Source organism: Nibrella saemangeumensis, from assembly GCF_039541915.1.
Taxonomy (GTDB): domain Bacteria; phylum Bacteroidota; class Bacteroidia; order Cytophagales; family Spirosomataceae; genus Nibrella; species Nibrella saemangeumensis.
This window is the reverse complement of record NZ_BAABHD010000032.1, coordinates 280,055-302,886: the sequence shown is the minus strand read 5'-3', so window position 1 is coordinate 302,886 and position 22,832 is coordinate 280,055. Positions and strand designations below refer to the sequence as shown.

Here is a 22,832-nt window from a genome sequence, read left to right as displayed (position 1 = left end):
ACTCAGGACGTTTCAACGTTGAAGTAGCTATAACACAGATCGAGCGTTTCGACCACGACGGCGTTTTCACCCGCGTTGAAATCGCTCACGCTCCACTTGCGCGGCCACGCGTTAAATACTTTCCAGGTTATCAGCGGATCGTGGTTCTCGTTCAGCAGGCTGACTTCCAGCGTAGCCGGTTCAATTTCCCGGTTCTTCAGCGCGTTGCGGCACCAGGCAATCACGCTGGAGTCTTTAAGCAGTCCGCGTTTCAACGACAAGTCAGGGTACTTGGCCCGGCCCGGCAGCTTGTGCTCAAACCGGTTTTCACCCCCTTCCTTAACCGTCTCCACGTCAAACTCCACGTTCAATCCGCTCACCGACTGAAACCGCTGGTCGTTGTCGTTGCCCAGCCCGAGAAACACCACCCGAAAGTGAAAGCCTACGGGCGGATAATACCCACCCGCTACGGGCTTGTTTGCTTCGGCCATACACTTTCAATTTTTTATCAATCCACGATTGTCAATCCTTCGTGGGCCAGCTCCAGCGTTTCAATGGCAACTTCGTTACCATCGGCTTTCAGGTCACTGGCCTGTACTTTGGCCGGGAAGGCATTACGCACCCGCCAGGTGATAACAGGCTCGTGGTTCTCATTCAGCAGGCTGATAGTTACATCCCGGCGCTCTACGGTGTTCAGGTTCACGGTGCGCATCCAGGCATAAAATTCCTTATCCCCGCTGAACGTACCGCGCTTGAGGGTAATGTTGCTGTATTTCTGCAAACCCGGCATCTTGATTTTGGAGTATTCGGGACTGCTGCCTTCCCGGTATTCAATGACCTCCACCTGCATATCGAGGCCGGTCACTTCGGTGAAGCCAACTTTGCTGCCGTTCCAGTCGACCAGGAAGTGAAATTTGGCTAAAGGGTAGGTTGCTGCCATGCTCAGTTAAGCGTTAGGAGTGATGAGTTAAAAGTGAATACGTTAAGACTCGGCCATTTTGTGGGAGAACTGAAGGATGATAAACTCGGCCGGACGCACTACGGCCATGCCGATTTCCACAATCATCCGCCCTTCCAGAATATCCAGCGCCGTCATGGTCTTGCCCAGGCCGATTGCTACGTAAAAGGCATGTTCGGGCTTGGCCCCCTGCAACGCCCCCTGCCGCCAGAGATTCGTCAGGAAGTTCTCAATCATGGCCTGCACCTTGATCCAGGTGTTGGCGTCGTTGGGTTCAAATACGAACGGCTCCGTCGCTTTTTTGCAGCTTTCCTCCACCATGTTGAAGAACCGTCTTACGCTCACGTAGCGCCACTCATTATCGTTACCAGCCAGCGTGCGGGCACCCCACACCAGCGTACCCTTACCCGTAAAGGCCCGGATTGCATTGATAGACTTGCCCGCTACGGCATCAACGTTCAGGTTAGCCTGCTCCTCGTGACTGATGTTCACCGACGGCCCCAGCACCGAATTCAGGCTTTCATTGGCCGGCGCTTTCCATACCCCGCGGGCGTTGTCGACGCGGGCGTATACCCCCACCACGGCTCCGCTGGGCGGAATCCTGCTCAGTTCTTTCTTGATGTTTTTGACGATGTTGCCGATGATGGTGTGCCGCTCGTAGAGATTATCCTGGGCCGTCTTTTTGTAGGTATTAACGGTATTGGTTATAGATTCGGCAAAGGCTGCCAGCTTATCAAATTCGGCCTGAACATCAAGCGCAATGAGCCGGCCCATAGCCGGGTGATTGGCCACCGTAGCCGAGTCACCATAGTCTTTGGTAGACGCGGCAACCGCGGCCGCATCGGCCAGACCTAGCCAGACCGCATTAACGGCGGGGTACAGTGCTGGTACATCGGCCTCCTCGGTCAGGGCCAGCACATCGGTATTCTTGTCAATGCCAATTAGTCCCACCGCACTGCCCCGCCAGAGTGTCGGCGAGGCCGCGTAGGCATTCAGGCTATTGAGCAACTCACCGGTAAACTGCGTACTCAACGCCTGGAACGCCAGCAACGATTTCCGGCTGAAGTTCATTAAAATATCCAGCGCTGCTTTAGCTCCGGCCGAGTCGGTAGCCGTATCCACGGCCCGCTTGAACTCGGCGAATTTATCCTTAATCGTCCTGACACTGTCGCTACCAGTACCATCGGGGTTACCCGTAGCCGGGTCAGCCCGACGAATGTTGTTGATAATGGTTTGCGAGTTGGTGATTTGAGTAAACGCCTGATTTGTTACCGATACCAGCTCATTCAACGTAGCGTCTGAAGTGACGGTACCTAAATCGACCGGACTACCACCCGAGGTCACATTCCCACTGAACGTGTTAAAGTCAACGTCCCGCGGGTAGGTTGTATAGATCCAGGGTGTGTAGGCTGCGCCATATTTCAGGTTGTTGATGCCAATGTTGTTGCGGAAGTTAGTCACCGCATTCTCCTGATTCGCGTCGGCATTTACCAGTGGGCCCGTCAGGTTCTCTTTCAGGTCGAATACGCCGAAGCGGTCCTGTAGTTTGGCGCACTGCTGCAAGGCTTGCTGTTGCAGTGAATACAGGTTGGGGTCATCGGCGTTCAGCACCATCCGGCAGGCGTCGGGGAACAGAATTAAGGTTGGCTCGTCTATTTTCTCCAACGCCCGTAAACCTCCCTGAAAACCGGTGGTATCGTCGCCGATGGCCGGTGCCGCACCAAACAATCCCACCGATATGATATAGCAGTCGCCCCCGCCATTGTCGAAGAACGTACGCAGGCCATCAAACATGAAATACCGCTCCGTGTTGGCTACCGTTACCTCGGTCACAGCGTAGTTGTTGGCAGCATCCACCACCACATCGATATCGCCGGGAATTTTGTCCCCCCCGAAATACTGCATAAACTCCAATAACGAACTCAGCCGCGTAGGTTTCATCAGCAGATTTTCGCCCAGTTTCTCGGCTTTGGCGGTGTAGCCGATAAAGGCCGGAATCGCCGTTTCGACCTGCGCCACCGAAGGCGGCAGTTTCGGAATTTCTTCCACGTACACCCCTGGTGTTTTGTAGACGGTAGCCATGGTGGTTTGTCAGCGTTAGTAGTTGAGATAGATTTCGGAAATGGGATAATCGGTATCATCTTTCCGGACGGTTCGCTTGTTGCGGTAGCCCGGCACACTCAGCTTTTTAATATCTATTTTCTGGGCCGGGTCCAGCGGGTCGGAGCTATTGAACTCCAGCGCAATTTTGTCGTATGGCTTCTCCTGTAAACGTACGGGTAGTTTGCTGCGGAAGGCAAACCTACCCGCCGGTTCAAACTCGATACCACCGGCCGCTTCGTCATACACTTTTTTTACCGCACCCGTGCGGGCCACATATTGCCAAAGTGGGCTGACGGGTGCCATACGGATGGTAAATACCGGGCTCCGAAATTGCCCCGTCGCGTCCAGCAGCCGGTAATCGGCCGGTACGGTATCATTCGTAAAAATCTGAATTAGTCCGATGTTATCAGCCGAGAGCCGGTCAGCGGTATAATAGCGCAGGTGGTCGACGCCGTTTATCCGCAGTTTATACAGTCCTTCGGGTAAGCCGGCAAAGGATACAGCCTGTGTCGATACGGGTGCCTCGTAAACCCACGTTTGACTATGCCGAAGCTGGTTAAGTTGCAGGTCGGTATCGTTTCGCCCAAACACCTCAACCGTTACCTGGGCCGCGGCCGGACTTACAGGCACGTTGGTTACGGTTCCCGTAAACGTTTGACTATGGGCTTGATCGACATAGGCGACCTTTCCCACCTGGTGCCAGTGCGCAGCATTACCCAGCGACGACGTGCCAGGTGCCAGATTGACCAGGCACTCGTGGCACTCTCCAGCGGGACTCATCACAAACTGTCCGACGGTATAAGCCTTTGAGTTATCAAATACCGGGTGTAGCCCGTGCAGGTACTTTATGCCATCCACTACGGCCGCTTCGGTATTCTGAAAATAGAACCGGCTACCAGATGCCCCGTTGAGCGGCAGATTACTATACTGAAAAAAGTCACCATCACCCGACTGCATGTAGAAGCTCAGCAAACCTGGCTGCGGGAGCGGCTGAAACGGTTCCAGATCATCTTCCGTGCGGACGATCACGTAAAGCTTATTGCCGAACGACTTGATTCTCAACCCAGCCCCGGTCATTACCTTTTCACAGTCAGGAGTGGGCGTAAACAGGATGCTCCTGGCTTTGTGGTCGGCAAAGTAGTCGTGCAGCACCTCGACGGTAAATAGCTCCCGGTAGCGCATGGCCTTACTGAATTAGTTTCTCGGTTAGCACGATTTCCCGAATCAGGTCACCTCCCACCTGTTTATCCAGATCTTCTATACCCACCATGCGCACTTTATACAAAACCGAGGGCAGGTATTTGCCGCCGAGCGTGCTCCAAAGGTGATTTACCTGTTCAAAATTCAGGGTGTATAAATCAAGGGTAAGCTTTTCAAGCGACGGGTCGAGCAGCGGATAAGTGGCCGATTCGAACACGCGGTTGCTCTGAAAACACTGGATAATAAACGATAAGGTTTGCAGCCCCTGTACGTAATTACTGATCGTCACCGAAAACAGCACGTACAGGTTCAGCAGAATTCTGGGGTTACGGTAGGCGATACCATCGGCGGTACGGAAGAAGTTCTCCGGATTTTTGGCAATGCGGTCTTCTTCGAGATTCACCAGGCTTAGCATGGCGCGGGCGTTGTTGTCGTTGCCTCCTCCTCCGCCATTACTGCCATCGTCCAGTTTGGCAATATTACCCAGCGTAACCCATTTCTGGGTACTGGGACCAAACCGGGCATCGAAGTAATTGTTTACCTCCTTTTCCAGGAAAACCAATGCTTTATCTATCATTAGGTTACGCTTGGCAATGGGGTGATAACCAACTGAAAACGCGTACCGAATAAAAGCGCATCAGGTTAAGGATGCGTTCACACAGATAAGTAAGCGGGCAAAACACTTATAAGCTGCGTTATCCGACAGACAAGGACGCAGGCCGAAAAGGTAGAATTTTAATGAGTTTTCAAAAGCTTGGAAAAAGTATACTGTAGAATAAATAAACACAAATTAAACTGTATGTTATTATTTAACGGTAAATAATTTAAGCAGATTTCACAGAAACAGGTCACAACCGGCGAGGGGATACAAGCAAGTTTTCTTAAAGCGTTTAGGCTACTATTGCCTACCCTGAGGTCGGGACTAACCTGGTCAACCATACGTTCGATGTGTGTAAAGGCGATAAACCGTTTTACGCAGTTGGCTCTTTAATGATACACCTGAACCGGTAATAGCGCAGCCCGGCCCGATTTCAACATCAGGGCCCCGTAACGCAATAAGCATCCTACTTAACCCGGTCAATTGTTGCCTTCACCGGCTTTTTTATCGTCATTATTAATCCGCTTCTTCTGCCGTGGAGTGCCGTTCATTTTCCCGAATTCATATTTGAGGTTCAGCCGCCAGCCCCGACGGTACATGGCCATGTCCTAGACTTGCAAAAAATTGGGGCCGACAAACTGGTTACTCCACCGGATGGTCTCGTTGAACGGATTGTCGTATCCAAAACCGATGCTTCCCTTTTTCTTCAGGATTTCTTTCTGAACAACGATGTTGTAAAAGCCAAAAGCGCCATACTTACCCTGCAACGTAACCCTGGCCGAATTATAGAAACCGAAGAGCTGGGCCTTAAAGCCTTTGCCGAAATCGACGCTCGAATTCAGGTTGAAGCGGTACATCCAGTCGGCGTTCCGGGTCTTCAGTTCGGCGCTTTGATGTTGATGATGCCCGCCGTCCCTTCGGCATCGTATTTGGCGGAGGGCGAGGTAATCACTTCGACCTGCTTGATGATGTCGGCCGGGATTTGTTTCAGGGCCTCCGAGATGCTGCGGGCCATGACGCTGGAGGGCTTATTGTTGATGAGTACTTTGATATTGGCGCTGCCCCGAAGCTGCACATTACCTTCAATATCGACGGCGACCGACGGAATTTTCCGGAGCACATCGGTGGCGTCTCCCCCTTGATGCTGATGTCTTTTTCGGCATTGTACACCATCCGGTCCGACTTTTCCTCAAACAGCATCTTCTGTTCCGTCACGGTCACCTCCGCTAAATTCTTAACGGCCTGGTTGAGTTTGATCACGCCCAGTTCGACCACCTGGCCGCTTACGACGCGGAAAGGTGCCAGCGTTTTCGGCATATAGCCCATAAACGACACCTGTTTTGCGGGAGCGTTGCATGGAACACCTTAAAAATCAACCGCTTTTATGAGACCCTTACTACTAACCGGCTATCGATTTATTTACACCAGATTCCTATATTGACCATACCTTACAAAAATCCATCAATGCCCATGCGTCCGCTCCATCACTCCGCCCTGCTCTTTTTCCTATTTCTGTTCATCCCTCCGGTTCAGGCCGATGATCTGGATGAGTTTATCCGGCAACAGCTCCGCAAGCGAAACATACCGGGCCTGTCGCTGGCCATTATTCAGGATGGGAAAATTGTAAAAGCCAAAGCCTACGGATTCACCGACAAAAGCGGTACAACGCCCCTCACGACGGCTACCCTGTTCCAGGCCGGCTCCATCAGCAAGTCGGTGGCGGCTATGGGGGCGCTGCATCTGGTCGAAGCCGGTCACCTGTCGCTGGATGAAGACGTGAATACCAAACTGCGCAGTTGGAAAGTCCCCAACAATGAGTTTACCAGAGACAAAAAGGTAACCCTGCGGGGGTTGCTCAGCCACACCACCGGCCTGACTGTACACGGATTTCCAGGGTATGAAGCAGGTAGTCCACTTCCAACGCTGGTGCAGATTCTCGACGGTACGCCCCCGGCCAACACGGCTCCCGTCCGGGTGAATTTTGAGCCCGGCACACAATGGCGTTATTCGGGCGGTGGGTATACGGTGATGCAGTTGCTGATGGAAGACGTGACGGGCCGGCCGTTTCCGGCCTTCATGCAGGAGGCCGTACTGGAACCACTGGGCATGACCGGGAGCACCTATGCGCAGCCGCTACCGGCGGATAAAGCCGCTATAACGGCAACCGGGCACCTGCGGGACCGGCAGTTGGTCAACGGACGCTGGCATATTTACCCCGAGATGGCTGCGGCCGGCTTATGGACCACGCCGACCGATCTGGCGCGTTTTGCCATCAGTATTCAGAACAGCTTTGCCGGTAAGCCGGTTGGGGTCATTACGCAGCAAATGACGCAGCAGATGCTCACCGACCAGAAGAATAACGATGGGCTGGGGGTATTTCTGGAAGGCGAAGGTGCTTCGATGCGATTTGGGCACAACGGACGGGACGAAGGGTTCGATGCCCTGATGACCGCTGGCGTTGAGTCCGGACAAGGGGCCGTAATCATGATCAATGCCAATGATAACTCCCGAATGCTGAGCCGGATTCAGGACGCTATCGCTAAAGAATACCACTGGGCCGGTTACGCAGACCCGGCTCCGGCGAAGCCGACGGCGATCCGGATTAATCCCAGCGAACTCCTCGCTTTTGAGGGCCGCTACGAATTATTTAACAACCAGATGATCACCTTCGTGGCTGGAAAAGACCGGTTGGTTACGCTGTCCGATGGTTTTCCCGATGAAGAGTTTGTGCCGGAAACCCCCACCCAATTTGTCTCTACAGACCGGAATGTGCAGGTAACATTTATTCCCGGAGAGAAAGGTGAAATGCGGGAAGTCATCTGGAAAAACGGCCGGGGAGAACGCAAAGCGCCCCGCATTGGCCCGTTGCTCCATACCCTGAAGCCGGGCGCCGACCCTGACCCGGCCCGCACCCGCCAGATTGAAACGGCGCTGAAGGCTATTTCTCAGGGCGGAACGACGCTGGAGAAAACCTCCGGCATCACGCCCGGTGCCCGAAAAGATTTTGCGGGCGGTACCCGTGAACTCACGGGCCTGAAATCGCTTACCTATATCCATGCGGAAAACACAACCGGGCGCGGTATTGAACGCCACCAGAGCCCGGTGGATCAGGTAATCGCCTACAAACTACAAACGGGTACGGGTCAGCGGTATGCCATTGTCCACCTGACCCCCGACGGACAGGTCACCGATTATGATGTGGTAGACAAGTAGGCGGTTAGCGCTTACAGGGTAATCTCGATGCGGTTCCGCTCCGGGTCCAGCACGACGCTCTCGTAGTAGCCATCACCGGTCCAGCGGGGTTCACCAACAACGGTATACCCGTCGGCCCGCAGTCGCTCCGTCAGCGTATCGACGGTAGTTTCGCTTCCTACCGAGATGGCAAAATGGATCAGGCCGGAGAACTGGGCAAGGGCGTCGTCTTTGGTAGGCGGAATCCCCGACATCGTCATTAGTTCCAGCCGAACGGTCTCCTCTCCGTCGAACGACAGAAAATACGAGTAGAAGTCCTTTTTGGGATTGTAGTACCGCTCGTTGGACCGGGCACCAAAGTAGGTTTCGTAGAAGGTCCGCATTCCTTCCAGATCGCGGACCCATATGGCAAGATGATCGATACGCATCGGGCAAATTTCGTTCATTCAGCCATTTAACAGCGGTACCTTGTTAGCCTGTATACGTGCTGAATTAACCCACTACCTACCATGAGGCATTTATAAAGGGTCCAGCGACTTAGCCACCGCTTGTATACGCGGGTTAGCGGCCGACAGCAGCGGCAGCGTGACGGTAAACTCACCGCCATCCTCGGCAATCATCGGTTCCGATAAAGCAGGATTAGACAGGGATAAGATGCGGTACTTGGCCGTAATATTGTTCAATCCGACGCCGTTACTCAGCACCCGGCTGTTCTTTCGCTGCAGGTTGTTACGCACCCGCAGGTATCCATTGGCCGTGGTGTGGATACCGATTTGCAAAGGTGAGCTCGCCTGTACACTATTGTGCTTTACCGCATTCTCAACCAGCAGTTGCAGCGTCAGCGGGGGCAGCAGATGCGTGCGGCAGTCGGGGGCGACATCAACGTGCAGGTGAATGCCTTCATTATACCGGGTTTTCAGCAGGTAATAATATGCCTCAATAAAGCCAAGTTCCTGTTCCAGGGTGGCCAGTTCGCCTTCGTTGGTCTGGAGCAGGTAGCGGTAAACTTTCGAGAGTTCGTCGACAAACTGCTCTGCCTGCCGGGGCGATTCGCTGATTAGGCAGGAGAGCGAATTCAGGCTGTTGAACAGAAAGTGAGGATTTACCTGATTCTTAAGTACCTCCAGCTGATTGAGCAGCGATTCGCGCCGGAAGGCCTCCGCCTGCAGACTTTTTTCCTTCCACTTGTTGAGCGTATAGTAACACTCGTACAAACCCACCGACACGAAATTGGTAATCAGCCCCATGGCCAGAATTGTCAGCATCTTGTCGCGACTGATGCTAAAGCCGTCAAAGACCGCCATGTACGTATAGCGCACCGCTTGCTCTACCGCCAGGGCTACAAAGGCCGTCACCATCAATTCGAGGCCGACTCGAATAAACGTCTGCTCAAAGTTGGGAAACCGGTTACCAATGAGCCTTACAGCGGCTGTCTGCAATCCCAGGAATGGCAGGCAGATGGCAAACCCCAGCAACGTAGCTACCAGCAGCACCCGCCAATCCTGGTAATAACGTGGGCCAAGCCAGAAATAGTTGAAGAGTGGAATACCCCACGAAAACAAGCCGATGATAATCCACTTGCTCTGAGGTGACAAATTCAGATCGGGTAAGGTAAAAAGCTGACGAAGCAGTCTCATGAAGTTAGCGCCCGCAACGGGCAGATGCTAATTTCTCTATTTTGCCTATAGAAAACAAATCTTCTTCATACTTTACCGCCTTTACCGCCGGGGCCCATAACACGCAAAACAAAGCCGGGCTGCTTACGAAAGCCGGGCCGGTTTTCCCTTCCGCTTCGTAGTGACAGCAGCAGGTTCAGTCACCGGCTTTGGTGCGGTTTTGGCAAAGCTTAGCCGGAGAAACAGCAGTATATAAAACAGGTCAATATAAACGGGAATAACCGAAGCCGGCCCCTGGTACAGCGCATTGCCGAAATAGTTATCGGAGGACTGGATGTCAAAATAAGCATAAACAGCATGCACCACCACCAGTACCCGTGCCACCCAGACTTTTTTTGCCGGGTCTTCGGCCAGCACACCGATCAGGATGATCAGGATGCCGATCATGAACATGTGCAGAAACACGAAAAACATGGCATCGATGTAGTGCGGAGCGGTCAGCACACCGGACGGCACCTTAAACTGCGCCATGCCGTTCACAATGCCCTGCGCAAACATACTGCCGGCAAAGAGCATATCGAGTACACCAACCAGGATGCAGGTGGCTTTAAAGCCGGGTAGACGTTGCTGTAATGATCGCATAGGTAACCGTGTTTAGGTGTTAGCGTAGATCAGGCGGTTTTCGGCTACAGACTTTTCTGCCTGAAACAGCAGTTCGTTATAGCGACTTTGCAGAGTGAGCCATCGCTTCCACCGAACCCAATCTTTTCGCCAACCCGTTGCCTGCGCCAGATCCTCTTTAAATTCAGCAACTACCTGCCGCCTTAACCGGCGATAGACGGTCAGGTCCTTCGAGAAATTTCTGACGAATCCTGTTTTCATGGCTATGTAGTTTTAGTCAACCACGGGCCAAAAGTTACAAATTTTCGAGTATATCCCGATACCCCCGGCCGATGGGGATCGACACACCATTCACTTCAACGTACTCAGCGGTGTAGGAATCAATTTTACGGACGGCCACGATAAACGACCGGTGAATACGCTTGAAAAGCGCAGGCGGTAACAGCGCTTCAATTTCGTGGGTACTCATCTTCGGGAGGTAGGTCGCTTTGGTGGTAACGAGTTTGATATATTCCCGCTGGCTTTCGACGTACAAAATCTCCGAGAACAAGATCTTTACCTTCTTCTTTTGGACCGTCAGAAACAGGTAATCTTTAAGATCCGGGCTCTCGTGGGGTTTCGGTACTTCCCAGCCTGCTTTCTTAACCTTGTTGACGGCAACCAGAAAACGCTCAAACTCAAATGGCTTGAGCAGGTAATCGGTCACGTTCAGGTCAAAACCCTCTACGGCGTACTGGTGGTAAGCGGTGGTAATGATCACCGCCGGCGGGTGGGCCAGCGTCTTCAGAAATGCCATGCCTTTCAGTTTCGGCAGATGAATGTCCAGAAACATCAGATCGACGGTATGATGCCGCAGGTAATCTGTAGCCAGAATGGCATCTTTAAACGTTCCCTGTAACTCCAGAAACGGCACCTGCGAAATATAGTCGACCAACACCTTTACGGCCAGTGGCTCGTCTTCAATGATCATGCAGGTTAGTTTAGACATGGCTCGCCAGATTGATTTTTAACGTGGCGGTAAACACCGATTCGCCCGGCTGCACCGACAGATTGTAATCGGTGTAGAGTAATTCCAGTTGTCGTCGCAGGTTCGACAGGCCGATGTTTTCGTTGATACTCCGCTCCTCCGGAAATGCCTCGGTTGAGTTCTTCACGATAAAGGCCAGCTTCCGCTGGTTTACAGACAGGTGAATATCGACAAACGGCTGGCTGCGGGTTTCCGAAACTCCGTGTTTGAAGGCATTTTCTACCAGGGGCATTAGCAACAGGGGTGGTAATGCCTGTCTCATCTCCTCAACATCATAGTTAAAGTTAACCCGCAGGGACTCATCATACCGCAATTGCTCCAGGGCAATATAGTCACTGATGATCTTTAGCTCCTGTTCGATAGCCACATAGGCCCCGCTGGTTTCGTAGAGCATGTACCGCAGTATTTTAGACAGGCGCAGAATGGACTCGGGGGCCAGATCTGATTTAATTCGGGCTAATGAATAGATGTTGTTTAACGTATTGAATAAGAAGTGTGGGTTGGTCTGCGACTTGAGGTAGTTCAGTTCGGCGGCCTGTTTTTCGATGCGCAATTGCTGCGCGGTCTGTCTAAGTTTGGTATAGCCGTAAAGGAGCCGGATAGCCCCGAAGAAAAAAATAGAACCGGCGCTGTACGACATTTGAGATTCTACTGCCTTGTCGGTGTCGGCAAATGTTACCAGTGGCGTATAAATGTGCAACGCAATGCCGATCAGCCGCCAGGCATACAGGCCAAACGAGTACAACATCAGGTGCACCCACAGCAGGAAAAGCCCCAACAGTATTCGCTTCCAGGTAAACCTGATAAACGGCAGGGTGTATTCAAACAGGATAAAATTAAGCACCAGCACATACGCCCACCGCCAGATATTGTTCCAGACTCTGGGATAAAAGGTATCGGGATGACTGACCAGATCGCCAAACAGCCACAGCAGCAGGAAAGCAGCGCCGACCCGGCTGTAAAACGTAAACTGCTCTTTCGTTACGGATAGGTTCATTCCGCTAAATAAAAGATATTTTTCAGAAAGCTGCTCCTCCCTGAACAGGTCGGCTACGGAAATGCCATTTGCGTCAACAAACGGCTTTATTGTCCTGGTTCTGTTGTTCGTATACCCAAAACGGTTGTCTGTGGATGAGGGCTTTTATCACTCTTTTGAAATAAATAATCTTGACTTAAAATCTCAGTCTATCTATGAAAAAGAGCTTACTAACCCTGACGGCTGTGCTAAGCATGGCCGCGCACCTGCAGGCTCAGGTGGAACCTACGGCCGGTACCTGGAAGACCTGGTTTATCGCATCGGGCAAAGACTATCGCTTACCCAAACCAGCCTCCCACAAAGACGAAGTGGCGCAGGTGCTGGCGGCCCAGCAAAACCTGGACGCAGCCGGCCGGCAACAAATTCAGTTCTGGAACGCCGGCGCACCCGGTTACCGCTGGAACAACATGATCGGCAGATTATGGATGACGGATACCAGTTCCAACGGCGTGCTGTCGAACCTGCTGTTGCACGTTGCTACCTACGATGCCACCATTGCGGCCTGGGACACCAAGTATGCGTATAACCGCCCCCGTCCGTATGCGGCCGACAGCCGTATAAAAGTGCAGGGAATAAAGCCAGACAGTCCGTCATATCCCTGCGAAGTCTCGGTAGCGGCCGGGGTGGCGTCTACCATCATCGCGCATTTCTATCCGCACCTGGCCGATTCGGTCAGGCGCATGGCCCAGCAGGCTATGGCATCGCGCATTGCAGCCGGCATGGCATTCCCGAGCGACACCCGCGCCGGCTTTGAGCTGGGCAAGCGCATTGCTGAGGCCGAACTGGCGCAAACAAAAGACTACGTGTATGCAAAGCCCTGGGATGGGAAGCGCCCCGACAGCCCCGGCATCTGGAACGGCAAAAAGCCGATGTTCCCGACGGGTGGTCTGAACAAAACGGTGGTGCTGACCAATGCCAGCCAGTTTCGGCCCGGTCCACCGTCCGATTTTGCTAAAGACATGGCCGAGTTGAAGGCGTTCAAACAAACGTTCCGGTCGAAAGCCAATGCGTTTTATTACGCCAGTCAGTTTTCGTCCGATGATCTGCTAAACAAAAAGATGTTCGAGCAGAACCTGCACCTGAATGCGCCCCGGGCCGCCCGGATCTATGCAGCCGTGGCCATTGCCTCGTACGATAGCTTTGTCTCCTGCTGGGACGCCAAATATGCTTACTGGGGCATCCGTCCGGATCAATACGATCCCACCTACCAATCGCTGGTACCGACGCCCCCCTTCCCCGGCTATCCATCGGGCCACGCGGTCATGACCGGCATGATCGGCGAACTGTACGCCCATTTCTTCCCGGCCGACAGGGTTCAGTTCCAGAAAATCGCCAAAGACGGTGCCGAGTCCCGCTTCCAAGCCGGTATCCACTTCCGCACCGATAATGACACCGGGCTGGATTTGGGTAGAAAGGTGGCCAACGCGGTTATTCAGCGCATCATGACCGATGGTGCCGACGAAGACCTGACGCTGGCTAAGCGAAAATAGAGGCTGGCCGCTCAGTAATCCTGGACGGCCCTTAGTCACAATCAATTAAATTGAAGGTGTTTAGTACCATTGCCAAAAAGCCTGCTGATGCTGTCAGCAGGCTTTTTTTAAGACGTTCTTTTTGCGCCTACCCGTTCTTAACCTCTCCGCGATTTATCTCCTGTTTTTCCAGGTTGTTAGACGTACAAACTACCGGCGTTGGTTAGTAAGGACGCCGTGGTCAGGCCGGTAATTTCTGCACCCACTACGGGCCGGTGATAAAAATCAGTTCTTATTTTGATCGCTCTCATGGCTTCGGACCTCTCCTGCCTGCCATCTTTACCAATCATTTCCAGTACCATCATCTGCACGATTTACCCGTCAACCCATGGAAAAGCACTTACAGCTCATCATCGAAAATGCCATAAAAGCACCATCGGGCCACAATACACAGCCCTGGAAGTTCAAGGTAGACGAAGACCACATAACCATACGCCCTGACTTTACGCGGTCATTACCGGTAACAGATCCGGATAACCACGAGCTTTTTATCAGCCTGGGCTGTGCCCTGGAGAATCTGGTAATTGCGGCCGATCATTACGGCTATGAAGCCTTCGCTATGGCTCACGAAGGAGATGACGCGTCTATTGATGTTTCGCTGTGGCCGGCATCGCGCCGGAAGTACGCTACCCTGTTTAGCCAGATCAATATCCGCCAGAGTACCCGCAACGAGTACGATGGCCGGGTTATTCCGCCAGATCACCTTGCCCAGCTTAACGCATCAATCAGCCATGAGGGCGTTTCGTGCCGGATCATTACCGAGCCCTATATGATAGCGGCCGTGACCGAACTGGCTAAAGAAGCCTGCATGCGCCAGTTTACCAATACCGCCTTTGTCGATGAACTGGTGCACTGGATTCGGTTCAACCAGGCCAAAGCCGAAAAAACGCAGGATGGCCTGTACAGTGCGGCCGTGGGAAGTCCGTCGGTGCCCGACTGGTTCGGCAAATTCATCATGGGTAATACCGTATCGCCGGAACACGAAGCGGCCAAGTGCGAAAAGCTGATCCGAAGTTCGTCGGCCCTCGTGGTTTTTGTGGCGAAACAGAACACCCTGGCCAACTGGATCAATGTCGGGCGGGCCTTTGAACGCTTTACGTTGACCGCCAGCGCCTTGGGCATTCATAACGCCCCCGAAAATATGCCCTGCCAGGAAGTTGATGTCCGAGAGAAGTTAGCCCGACTACTCCAGCTAACCGAAGGCGAACAACCGCTGATGCTGGTCCGCATCGGGTATTCGGCGAAAATGCCGTACTCCTACCGCAGACCCATAAACGAGGTGGTTGTCGAATCTTCCCGTACCCTGGCAGACCCAAGAGGCCCCCTGGCAAACTAGCCCAATAAGCCAGCACGCAGAGACGCCTAAAACTTTTCTGCGTCAGGTGTGGCGTTGAATGTAATTATTACGCACCTTTGCATTGATTATAATTAGTCTAAATAATAGCAACGCTTTCGCCTGTCAGAATATCCATGTAATCAGCATGAAAAAATACGTAACAATAGCGCTTTTCTCCCTTGTTTGTGCCACATTCCTGCTTGTGTTGACCACGAACAGTTTCGCCAAACCCGTATTCACCGATACGACCCGCACCTTTGCCGTACCTACGCTTACCCGCACGCCTAGCGGCAGTGTTGCCTTGTCATGGACGGAAAAAGACCAGCAGGGTACCATCTACTTTTACTGGGCGGAGTCGACGGACAACGGCGCTACCTTCGGCGCTAAAAAACTGATTTTTGCCTCGCCGGGTATCGGTAGTTCGCGGCTGATGCGTCCGAAACTGTTGTTCCGGAAGGGTGGTCAGCCGGTAGCGGTTTTTGCCCTGCAGGGCCCTGAGGTAGCCAAAGCCGCCATGAACAGCCAGGCCGATGCCGGGCATCGCCATGCCGGTCATCACAACCACGGCGCAGCCGCCAGCGAGACCAAACCGGCCCAGCAGGCTAACCGGGGCGGCCGCGCTTCCGACTTACAAATCGTATACTGCGCTTCGAATGATGGTGGCACTACCTGGAGCATACCTACCCCTGTGCACCAGGACAAAACAGCCCAGATGGTACGTGGCTTTTTCGACGCCATTGTGCTGGCCAACGGCGAAGTGGGCGTCGCTTATCTGAACGATATTCCGGGCAAACCGCACGAGCGTGACCTCCGCTTTGTAACGACAGCCAACGGTAAATTCGGCCCCGAGAAAGTACTCGATCCGTTTGTGTGCGACTGCTGCAACATCAGCCTGCTGGTCGATGCCTCGGGCACGCTGCGGATGTACTACCGCGAAAACCAGGATAACATCCGCGACATTGCCCACCTGAGTTCGACCGACAACGGGCAGACATTCACCAAAGCCAGCATCCTGTCGCCCGACAACTGGAAAGTCAACGGTTGTCCGCACTCCGGTCCTACTTCAGCCATCGGAGCGGGCACTAACCTGATCGCCTGGTTTTCGGGCACCACCGATGCGCCGGGTATCCGGGTAGCCAACCAGCAGGGCAAGCGCCTGTTTGTGATAGATAACCCAACGGCCAAAAACGCGTGGCTGGCCCCGGCACCGAACGCGGCCGTGCTGGTGTGGGAGCAAAGCCAGGTAGCCGAATCCGGTACCTCCTCGGTGATCGCTTACCAGACGATCCGGTCCGACAAGCCGTCGACCACTCAGTTTGTGAAGAAAGCTATTAACGCGACCAACTCCACCGGGCTGGTGAATCAGGGTAAGCTTTTGGTCGCCTATGAAGTCCGGAATCCGAACAACCGGAACTCCATAGAGGTGGCTCAGGCTGACCTGTAATCGGTAAAAATTTCTTTCGAATGCCCGGCTGCCCATCTCCTGGAAGCCGGGCATTTTTTTTACCGGTAAACCCTTTGGCAGTACACCCCGTTACGTACGTGAAAGCAACGTACGTAATGGGACAAGTTCTCTCTTTTCTGACCCTTTTCAGGCAAACCTTCGCCAACTTCAGGAAGAACGATCCTGTACGCATGGCCGGGGCAACGGCATTCTTTGCCTTCTTCGGCCTGCCCCCCATGGTTATCATTCTCAGCCAGGTTTTCAGCACGCTCCTGCAGGATCGCCAGCAAACGATCAGTGTCCGGCTGTTCGGGCGGTTAGCCGAGATTTTCGGGCCGCAAAGTGCCCGCCAGCTCAAAGATATTTCCCAGCACCTCCAGCAGGACCGCACCGATCCGCTGCTGACCACGTTGAGCATTTTGATTTTGCTGATAAGCGCCACATCGATGTTTGCCATCATGAAGCGGTCGCTCAACCAGCTCTGGAATGTGAAACCGAAGGAAGACCGCTCGTCCCTGTATATTCTGCGGGACCGTCTGGTTTTTCTGGCGCTGGTACTCGGCTCCGGTCTGTTGTTTATGGGTGCCATTGGTATCCACCAGGCGCTGAACCTGCTGAGCGCCCCTCCCTCCGGCAGCGACAAGATTTTTCTGGATACAGCCCATTACGTACTATCGGTGGTACTCCTCATGATCTGGTTTGTCATGCTCTTTAAGGTGCTGCCCGATAGTCGCATACGCTGGCCGGCGGTCTGGATTGGCTCCCTGGTGACGGCCGTGCTGTTTACCTTCGGCGAACTGATCCTGAATCAACTGCTCACCTATAGCCAGCTTCGGTCCCTGTACGGCACTGCCGGCCGGATTACGCTGGTGCTGCTGTTTGTGTATTACTGCTCCCTGATTTTTTATTTCGGAGCGTCTTTTACCCGCCAGTACGCCAAATGGATCGATATGGAGATCGAACCCAAAACGACTGCCGTGGGCTATTCCATTACCGAAGACGATGAGCAGCCGAAGGAGTAGTTGGTCAGCGTACTTTGTCTGCGGCCACAAAGTGCTGGCCTCTCAGGTGTTGCTGGATAACCCGGACCGCATCGGCCGAGGCATCGATACTCCAGTCGATCATCCGCGTGATATCGTCGGGCCGCCATACGGTAGTCCAGTTTTCATCTTTCTCGGTGTTAAAGAACACCACCGACCGGATTTCCGGGTATTGGGGCAACCGGGTGAGGGCATCGTCGAGCCAGCGGACCTGATCACCGCCGAATGTTGTTGACCCAAACTCCGCCAGCATCACAGGTTTGTTCCGGATACGCGTATCGTCGTACCGCAGAATTTGCGTGCGCAGGGGTTCGTACAGCGCCTGAAAGGAATGCCACTCCCCATCGGCCGCGGCTTTGCCGTAGTTCAGGCAGGTAAACCCGATCCAGTCTACGTAGTCTGTGCCGGGGAAATAGGTTTTAAAAGCCGTATCCTGCCAGGGGTTCCAGACCCATTGGACGTTGCGGACCCCGGCCTGCCGGAAAAAAGTTACCACATACCGCCAGGCAGCAATAAACTCACCCGGCGTATTGTTGCCCCGGTTCGACCAGGGGAAGTGGGGGTTATCCGCTTCGTGCGCGAAGCGGATAAAAACCGGCGTGGGCTGCGCCTTGATCAGCGCTGCGTACCTGCGCAGGTACGCGTCAAACTTACCTCCGGTAATATAACGAAACACCTGATGGTTCCGGCTCAGTTCGGGATGCGTTTTAAACTCCGGGAAGGTACTCGACCAGGGCTCCCAGGTAATTAGCGGCTGCGCGCCCTGGGCGGCAATGGTCCGGATACGGTCGGCCGGGAAGGAGTCGAGGCTCTCTGGTCCCCAGGCCTGATAAAAGGAGATGACGGCAAAGGAGGTATTCAGGTTCTTTTCCAGTTCGGTCACCCGCTCAAACCCGTTCTTCCGGTCCATTTCCGGTACGTAAATACCCGCCAGCACCGGGCTGTTCTTCCAGCGGGCTCCCAGTTGCTCCACCCGGACCGGCCGCAGCACCGAAAACGTATTGTAGGCCACCTCCAAATAAGCAACCAGGCCAATCAGCGGCACAATAAACATCAGCGCGTATTGACGCAATACCCGATAAAAGCCGTGCTGCAGGTGCCAGATCGCCACCCGAACCGGCTGCAGACGCCCGGTAAACCCGGGTTTTCGCTTGAAGAAGCCGTATACCGTAGCGATAAATTTCTCCTGTCCCATCAGCACATTAAAGCCCAGTACCCCTACATTTATGAAGGCAAAACAAGCCATGAACAGGGCGTAAGAGTAGTATTTGGGCAGGGCTTCGGCTTCCAGGGCTTCCCACCAGATGTCTTTATAGAAACCATAATAATAGTAGGCATAGCCGATAGCGCCGAGGCTCAGTACCATGGCAAGTATATTGGGTAAACAAAGCCAGAAGTTGTTCCGCAGCTTATCGTTCTTGGGTGTGGGGATATACGGCACATTTACCCCCACCACGGTGTAAACCAGTCCCAGCAGATAGATCCACCAGGTACCCACCCGCAATAGTCCTCCCAGCATGTGAAAGCCTTTTTCGTGTTCTTCGAGCAGCCACCGCTGCGCGTATTGCCGGATCAGCATGGCCAGAATAAAGACCGGCAGGAACCGGAGCAGGAACTCACCGAAATGGACCGTCCAGGGATACTCGGCCATGACCAGCGAAGCCGCCGGTACCAGCAGATCAATGAGGCCAATCAGGCCGAAGAGGTAATACAGCGGAGCCGTCAGGTAGTGCAGCTTCTGCCGCCATGTAAACCGGCTGAACAGCCTGGGGTAAACGTGTACCAGCAGATCAAACGAGCCCCGGGCCCACTTCACCTGCTGTTTGTAATAAGCCGCCAGGGTGGCTGGCACCAGGCCGTGCGACAGGATCTCGGGGGCGTATACCGACTTCCACCCCGCGGCATGGAGCCGCATGGCGGTATGCATATCCTCGGCCAGGCCGGGAGCATGGCCGCCAATCGAATCCAGTGCGGCCCGCCGAAAGGTACAGTTAGCCCCAATAGCCTGCGCCGTGCCGTACTGTCCCATGCTCATCATCATGGGGCCGTAGAAATGGTAGGTCTGCTCGGCCGCACCGAAAGCAACCAGGCTTTCGCGTTTGTTGTAATAGGCTTGCACCACCTGCACATACCCGACTTCTTCATCCTCGAAGTACGGCACAACCCGGTCCAGAAACTGAGGCACCGGTATATGATCCGGGTCCAGAATAACGCACAGGTCGCCAGTGGCCTGCCGTAGCGCGTTGTTGATGTTGCCGGCTTTGGCGTCAACCTTCTCGGTACGGGTCACGTGAATGACCCCCAGCCGGCGACACACTTCCTTCAGCACCGGGTCGTCGCCTTCATCACAGAGGTACGTGGTATGCGGGTAGGTTATACGCTGAATGGCTTCCAGGGTGTTGATGATCATCTCGTGCGGCTCACCGGGGCAGGCCGTGGTCAACACATCGACGGCATAGGGGCGATGGGCAACCGGGCGTTCGGGCACACTGATGCTGACGTAATGGTACCACTCGTGCAGCATCCGGAACACTTTATATAACAGCGAGAAGGTCAGCAGCCCGTAGAGCCAGGGATGCCCTTTGTGACCGGGCAGGAAAAACCACCAGATGAACTGCAGCAAGGCCAGCAGCCCCAACCCAATCAGAAATCGTACCGTAAGGCGTTCTTTCCGGGTAGGCTTTGGGGCTTTTATGACGTCAGACGTACCAATCATGCGTTTGTCCAGAAAGAAATCGGGGTGTTATGCCATTCCGTTCTGGTGTCTATCTTTACCGGTAAAAATAAACTATTTACACACTTTGAGGAAATTAGTTTACCTACTGCTCCTTTTTACGGGGGCAGGGGTAATGGGCTGCCGGCCACAGGAACGGCCGGGCAGTCAGCCGGATAGCGCATCGGAATCCCGCACAGTAATTATTCGTAAAGATGATCATGGGTACCGGCTTTACCGCAACGGACAGCCCTTTTTTATCAAAGGAGTCGGCGGGTATGGTTATTACGACCGGCTGCGGGCCATGGGCGGCAACTCCATACGGGTGTGGGATACCAACGATGCCGAGCGCATTCTGGACCAGGCACATGCGCAGGATCTCACGGTAATGCTGGGGTTATGGCTGATTCGCGAAAAAGAAGGATTTGATTTTTTTAATCAGGAAGCCGTCGCCCAGTTAAAAGAGCGTATCCGGCAGGATGTGCTGCGGTACCGGAACCATCCGGCCCTGCTTATGTGGTGCATCGGCAATGAAATGGAACTGGGTACGGCCAACGGGAAAGTATGGCGGGTTATCAACGAGATTGCGGCCATGATTCACGAACTGGACCCGAACCATCCGACCACCACCGCCATGAATGCTATCCTGCCCGAGAAGATCCGGCTGCTGCAAAAGGAGTGCCCGCATATTGACATTTTGTCGGTAAACCGATACGGGGGTCTGGCCCACCTGGCCGAAGATGCCCGCCAGGCCGGCTGGAATGGGCCTTATATCATCACCGAATATGGACCACCTGGTTACTGGGAAACACCCCTGACGGAATGGAAAGCGCCGATTGAGCCCACCAGTTCGCAGAAGGCGCAGTTTCTCAGCTCCCGCTATAAGGCCGGGGTGCTGGGCGACTCGTCCCGCTGCCTGGGGGCCTACGCCTTCTACTGGGGCCAGAAGCAGGAATGCACCACCACCTGGTTCGGCATGCTGGGCGAGAAAGGCGAAAAAACGGCCGTAGCCGATATGCTGCAATACCTCTGGAGTGGTCAGTGGCCGGCCAACAAAGCGCCCCACCTGGTGTCAATTCACGTACATGATCAGGCAGGCCTTAACACCAGCCGCCTGTTGCCCGGCACCACGTACACGGCCAGCGTAGCGGCTCAGGACCCGGAGGGCGACTCCCTGCGCTACCATTGGGAACTGCTGCCCGAGTCGGACTGGCGGGAGTTAGACGGTTCTGTAGATAAAGAAATCAAGCCCCTGCCGGTTAGGGGCGTGCTGCGTAGCGACAATACGGCCACAGTGCAGTTTACCTGTCCTGCGCAATCGGGCCCTTACCGCCTGTTTGTGTATGCCTACGACGGGAAAGGCAGCGTAGCTACGGCCAACGTGCCCTTCTTTGCCGGAGATAATAAGCAACTGAGTTCCAGATAAGCGAAACGTTTCTTTTCTTTACGGGGCAGATGCCCTCACCAGCAGCTGTGTCCAAATAAATCTGTTTTATCCCCCTCTCCCATTATGACATCCCCGGTACTCTGGCAGGGCGTTTATCCTGCGTTATTGACTCCATTTACGGCCGACGATACGGTAGACCTGGCCCTTTTTGAAACCAACCTGCAGGCGCAGCTATCCGCCGGGGTGCATGGGCTGATCCTGAGCGGATCGCTGGGCGAAACCAGTACCCTCACCCGCTCCGAAAAACAGGATTTGCTGGCCACCGCCATTGCCGTCAGCGCCGGTCAGGTGCCTATTATTATGAACATTGCCGAAGCGTCGACGCGGGAGGCCATAGCGGCCGCCCGTGAAGCCGAAGCGGGCGGGGCCGACGGGCTGATGCTGCTGCCCCCCATGCGCTACTTCGCCGATTCGCGGGAGACGACCGTATTTTTCCGGACAGTGGCCGAATCGACCCCGCTACCGATCATGATCTACAATAATCCGGTAGATTACAAGATCCCGGTAACCATTGCCATGTTTGAGGAACTGGCAGAATTGCCCAACGTGCAGGCGGTGAAGGAGTCAACGCGGGACCTGACGAACCTGACCCGGATGCGGAATGCGTTTGGTGACCGGTACAAGTTGCTGGGTGGTGTGGATACCCTGGCGCTGGAAGCCCTGCTGCTGGGTGCCGACGGCTGGGTAGCCGGTCTGGTAGATGCCTTTCCTGCGGAGACCGTACAGTTGTACGAACTGGCGCTGGCGGGCAAACTGGACAAAGCCCGCGCCCTGTACCGCTGGTTCATGCCCCTGCTGGAACTGGACATCCACCCCAAGCTGGTGCAGTACATCAAACTGGCCGCCACCGCCACGGGCATCGGCTCCGAATACGTGCGGGCCCCGCGCCTGATGCTGGAAGGCGATGAGCGCAGCCGCGTGGAAACCATTATCCAGACGGCCCTGGCTAACCGTCCCGCCCTGATCCGGCCCGAAGAAAGCCTGGCCTGATGA

Annotated in this window: 22 protein-coding genes and 1 pseudogene; 7 read left to right on the top strand and 16 right to left on the bottom strand. The window is 54.2% G+C overall.

All coding sequences use genetic code 11. From position 1 onward, the window contains the following. Positions 1–2: 2 nt before the first annotated feature. The 8 genes and pseudogenes from ABD949_RS17925 to ABD949_RS17890 all read right to left on the bottom strand — a co-directional run. Positions 3–470, bottom strand: coding sequence for a phage tail protein (locus tag ABD949_RS17925; RefSeq protein ID WP_345245448.1), 468 nt, complete (start codon positions 468–470; stop codon positions 3–5). Positions 471–487: 17 nt separating this feature from the next. Further along, positions 488–919 carry a phage tail protein gene (locus tag ABD949_RS17920; RefSeq protein WP_345245446.1) on the bottom strand — a complete coding sequence of 144 codons (432 nt, stop codon included), beginning with the start codon at positions 917–919 and terminating at the stop codon, positions 488–490. A gap of 42 nt (positions 920–961) precedes the next feature. Further along, a complete protein-coding gene (locus ABD949_RS17915; protein ID WP_345245444.1) occupies positions 962–3,019 on the bottom strand; it encodes a phage tail sheath family protein in 2,058 nt (685 codons plus the stop codon). 15 nt (positions 3,020–3,034) lie between these two features. Next, positions 3,035–4,222 (bottom strand): hypothetical protein, encoded by a 1,188-nt coding sequence (locus tag ABD949_RS17910; RefSeq protein ID WP_345245442.1) that lies wholly within the window; start codon positions 4,220–4,222, stop codon positions 3,035–3,037. Positions 4,223–4,226: 4 nt separating this feature from the next. Beyond that, on the bottom strand, positions 4,227–4,817 hold the full coding sequence (locus ABD949_RS17905) for a Pvc16 family protein (protein WP_345245440.1): 591 nt from the start codon (positions 4,815–4,817) through the stop codon (positions 4,227–4,229). Positions 4,818–5,317: 500 nt separating this feature from the next. Then, the gene (locus tag ABD949_RS17900) at positions 5,318–5,443 is read right to left on the bottom strand and encodes a hypothetical protein (protein WP_345245438.1); all 126 of its coding nucleotides are present in this window, start codon (positions 5,441–5,443) and stop codon (positions 5,318–5,320) included. A 3-nt stretch (positions 5,444–5,446) separates the two neighbouring features. Further along, complete coding sequence (locus tag ABD949_RS17895) at positions 5,447–5,695, bottom strand: outer membrane beta-barrel protein (protein ID WP_345245436.1); 249 nt, start codon at positions 5,693–5,695, stop codon at positions 5,447–5,449. Between the two features lie 35 nt (positions 5,696–5,730). Beyond that, positions 5,731–6,173, bottom strand: a pseudogene (locus tag ABD949_RS17890) (TonB-dependent receptor plug domain-containing protein); the annotation flags it as partial. A 135-nt stretch (positions 6,174–6,308) separates the two neighbouring features. On the opposite strand from ABD949_RS17890, the gene ABD949_RS17885 reads away from it, so the two are divergent. After that, positions 6,309–8,051 (top strand): serine hydrolase domain-containing protein, encoded by a 1,743-nt coding sequence (locus tag ABD949_RS17885; RefSeq protein WP_345245434.1) that lies wholly within the window; start codon positions 6,309–6,311, stop codon positions 8,049–8,051. Between the two features lie 11 nt (positions 8,052–8,062). On the opposite strand, the gene ABD949_RS17880 is transcribed toward ABD949_RS17885, so the two are convergent. The 6 genes from ABD949_RS17880 to ABD949_RS17855 all read right to left on the bottom strand — a co-directional run bounded on the left by ABD949_RS17880 (position 8,063) and on the right by ABD949_RS17855 (position 12,291). After that, positions 8,063–8,458, bottom strand: a complete 396-nt coding sequence (locus ABD949_RS17880) for a VOC family protein (RefSeq protein ID WP_345245551.1) — start codon at positions 8,456–8,458, stop codon at positions 8,063–8,065. A 90-nt stretch (positions 8,459–8,548) separates the two neighbouring features. Next, on the bottom strand, positions 8,549–9,667 hold the full coding sequence (locus ABD949_RS17875) for a sensor histidine kinase (protein ID WP_345245432.1): 1,119 nt from the start codon (positions 9,665–9,667) through the stop codon (positions 8,549–8,551). A gap of 123 nt (positions 9,668–9,790) precedes the next feature. After that, complete coding sequence (locus ABD949_RS17870; protein WP_345245430.1) at positions 9,791–10,288, bottom strand: hypothetical protein; 498 nt, start codon at positions 10,286–10,288, stop codon at positions 9,791–9,793. A 12-nt stretch (positions 10,289–10,300) separates the two neighbouring features. After that, the gene (locus tag ABD949_RS17865; RefSeq protein WP_345245428.1) at positions 10,301–10,528 is read right to left on the bottom strand and encodes a hypothetical protein; all 228 of its coding nucleotides are present in this window, start codon (positions 10,526–10,528) and stop codon (positions 10,301–10,303) included. Positions 10,529–10,562: 34 nt separating this feature from the next. After that, entirely contained in the window at positions 10,563–11,255 is a 693-nt protein-coding gene (locus ABD949_RS17860; protein ID WP_345245426.1) for a LytR/AlgR family response regulator transcription factor, read from the bottom strand. Continuing rightward, positions 11,248–12,291: a sensor histidine kinase gene (locus ABD949_RS17855; protein ID WP_345245424.1), complete on the bottom strand. Its 1,044-nt coding sequence runs from the start codon at positions 12,289–12,291 to the stop codon at positions 11,248–11,250. Before ABD949_RS17855 ends, ABD949_RS17860 begins: the two co-directional genes overlap by 8 nt. A gap of 194 nt (positions 12,292–12,485) precedes the next feature. Here ABD949_RS17855 and ABD949_RS17850 point away from each other — a divergent pair, with 194 nt between their 5' ends. Further along, a complete protein-coding gene (locus ABD949_RS17850; protein WP_345245422.1) occupies positions 12,486–13,820 on the top strand; it encodes a phosphatase PAP2 family protein in 1,335 nt (444 codons plus the stop codon). Between the two features lie 176 nt (positions 13,821–13,996). Here the strand turns inward: ABD949_RS17850 and ABD949_RS17845 are convergent, their stop codons facing one another. Then, positions 13,997–14,164 carry a hypothetical protein gene (locus ABD949_RS17845; RefSeq protein ID WP_345245420.1) on the bottom strand — a complete coding sequence of 56 codons (168 nt, stop codon included), beginning with the start codon at positions 14,162–14,164 and terminating at the stop codon, positions 13,997–13,999. Between the two features lie 23 nt (positions 14,165–14,187). On the opposite strand from ABD949_RS17845, the gene ABD949_RS17840 reads away from it, so the two are divergent. The 3 genes from ABD949_RS17840 (at position 14,188) to ABD949_RS17830 (ending at position 17,661) form a co-directional block, all read left to right on the top strand. Next, entirely contained in the window at positions 14,188–15,195 is a 1,008-nt protein-coding gene (locus tag ABD949_RS17840; protein WP_345245418.1) for an Acg family FMN-binding oxidoreductase, read from the top strand. Positions 15,196–15,340: 145 nt separating this feature from the next. Continuing rightward, the gene (locus tag ABD949_RS17835; protein WP_345245416.1) at positions 15,341–16,639 is read left to right on the top strand and encodes a sialidase family protein; all 1,299 of its coding nucleotides are present in this window, start codon (positions 15,341–15,343) and stop codon (positions 16,637–16,639) included. A gap of 74 nt (positions 16,640–16,713) precedes the next feature. Further along, positions 16,714–17,661 (top strand): YihY/virulence factor BrkB family protein, encoded by a 948-nt coding sequence (locus ABD949_RS17830; protein WP_345245414.1) that lies wholly within the window; start codon positions 16,714–16,716, stop codon positions 17,659–17,661. A gap of 4 nt (positions 17,662–17,665) precedes the next feature. Here ABD949_RS17830 and ABD949_RS17825 read toward each other — a convergent pair whose 3' ends face one another. Next, complete coding sequence (locus ABD949_RS17825) at positions 17,666–20,395, bottom strand: glycosyltransferase (protein WP_345245412.1); 2,730 nt, start codon at positions 20,393–20,395, stop codon at positions 17,666–17,668. Positions 20,396–20,480: 85 nt separating this feature from the next. Between ABD949_RS17825 and ABD949_RS17820 the strand changes: the two genes are divergently transcribed. Continuing rightward, positions 20,481–21,818 carry a glycoside hydrolase family 2 TIM barrel-domain containing protein gene (locus ABD949_RS17820; RefSeq protein ID WP_345245410.1) on the top strand — a complete coding sequence of 446 codons (1,338 nt, stop codon included), beginning with the start codon at positions 20,481–20,483 and terminating at the stop codon, positions 21,816–21,818. Positions 21,819–21,902: 84 nt separating this feature from the next. Further along, on the top strand, positions 21,903–22,829 hold the full coding sequence (locus ABD949_RS17815; RefSeq protein WP_345245408.1) for a dihydrodipicolinate synthase family protein: 927 nt from the start codon (positions 21,903–21,905) through the stop codon (positions 22,827–22,829). Positions 22,830–22,832 lie beyond the last annotated feature (3 nt).

Bases quoted from the DNA above. Each gene is read 5' to 3' on its own strand.
- ABD949_RS17925 (WP_345245448.1), bottom strand. From the start codon at position 470: ATGGCCGAAGCAAACAAGCCCGTAGCGGGTGGGTATTATCCGCCCGTA.
- ABD949_RS17910 (WP_345245442.1), bottom strand. From the start codon at position 4,222: ATGCGCTACCGGGAGCTATTTACCGTCGAGGTGCTGCACGACTACTTT.
- ABD949_RS17895 (WP_345245436.1), bottom strand. From the start codon at position 5,695: ATGTACCGCTTCAACCTGAATTCGAGCGTCGATTTCGGCAAAGGCTTT.
- ABD949_RS17865 (WP_345245428.1), bottom strand. From the start codon at position 10,528: ATGAAAACAGGATTCGTCAGAAATTTCTCGAAGGACCTGACCGTCTAT.
- ABD949_RS17870 (WP_345245430.1), bottom strand. From the start codon at position 10,288: ATGCGATCATTACAGCAACGTCTACCCGGCTTTAAAGCCACCTGCATC.
- ABD949_RS17900 (WP_345245438.1), bottom strand. From the start codon at position 5,443: ATGGCCATGTACCGTCGGGGCTGGCGGCTGAACCTCAAATATGAATTC.
- ABD949_RS17850 (WP_345245422.1), top strand. From the start codon at position 12,486: ATGAAAAAGAGCTTACTAACCCTGACGGCTGTGCTAAGCATGGCCGCG.
- ABD949_RS17835 (WP_345245416.1), top strand. From the start codon at position 15,341: ATGAAAAAATACGTAACAATAGCGCTTTTCTCCCTTGTTTGTGCCACA.
- ABD949_RS17840 (WP_345245418.1), top strand. From the start codon at position 14,188: ATGGAAAAGCACTTACAGCTCATCATCGAAAATGCCATAAAAGCACCA.
- ABD949_RS17860 (WP_345245426.1), bottom strand. From the start codon at position 11,255: ATGTCTAAACTAACCTGCATGATCATTGAAGACGAGCCACTGGCCGTA.
- ABD949_RS17845 (WP_345245420.1), bottom strand. From the start codon at position 14,164: ATGATGGTACTGGAAATGATTGGTAAAGATGGCAGGCAGGAGAGGTCC.
- ABD949_RS17875 (WP_345245432.1), bottom strand. From the start codon at position 9,667: ATGAGACTGCTTCGTCAGCTTTTTACCTTACCCGATCTGAATTTGTCA.
- ABD949_RS17855 (WP_345245424.1), bottom strand. From the start codon at position 12,291: ATGAACCTATCCGTAACGAAAGAGCAGTTTACGTTTTACAGCCGGGTC.
- ABD949_RS17825 (WP_345245412.1), bottom strand. From the start codon at position 20,395: ATGATTGGTACGTCTGACGTCATAAAAGCCCCAAAGCCTACCCGGAAA.
- ABD949_RS17920 (WP_345245446.1), bottom strand. From the start codon at position 919: ATGGCAGCAACCTACCCTTTAGCCAAATTTCACTTCCTGGTCGACTGG.
- ABD949_RS17880 (WP_345245551.1), bottom strand. From the start codon at position 8,458: ATGCGTATCGATCATCTTGCCATATGGGTCCGCGATCTGGAAGGAATG.
- ABD949_RS17905 (WP_345245440.1), bottom strand. From the start codon at position 4,817: ATGATAGATAAAGCATTGGTTTTCCTGGAAAAGGAGGTAAACAATTAC.
- ABD949_RS17885 (WP_345245434.1), top strand. From the start codon at position 6,309: ATGCGTCCGCTCCATCACTCCGCCCTGCTCTTTTTCCTATTTCTGTTC.
- ABD949_RS17915 (WP_345245444.1), bottom strand. From the start codon at position 3,019: ATGGCTACCGTCTACAAAACACCAGGGGTGTACGTGGAAGAAATTCCG.
- ABD949_RS17815 (WP_345245408.1), top strand. From the start codon at position 21,903: ATGACATCCCCGGTACTCTGGCAGGGCGTTTATCCTGCGTTATTGACT.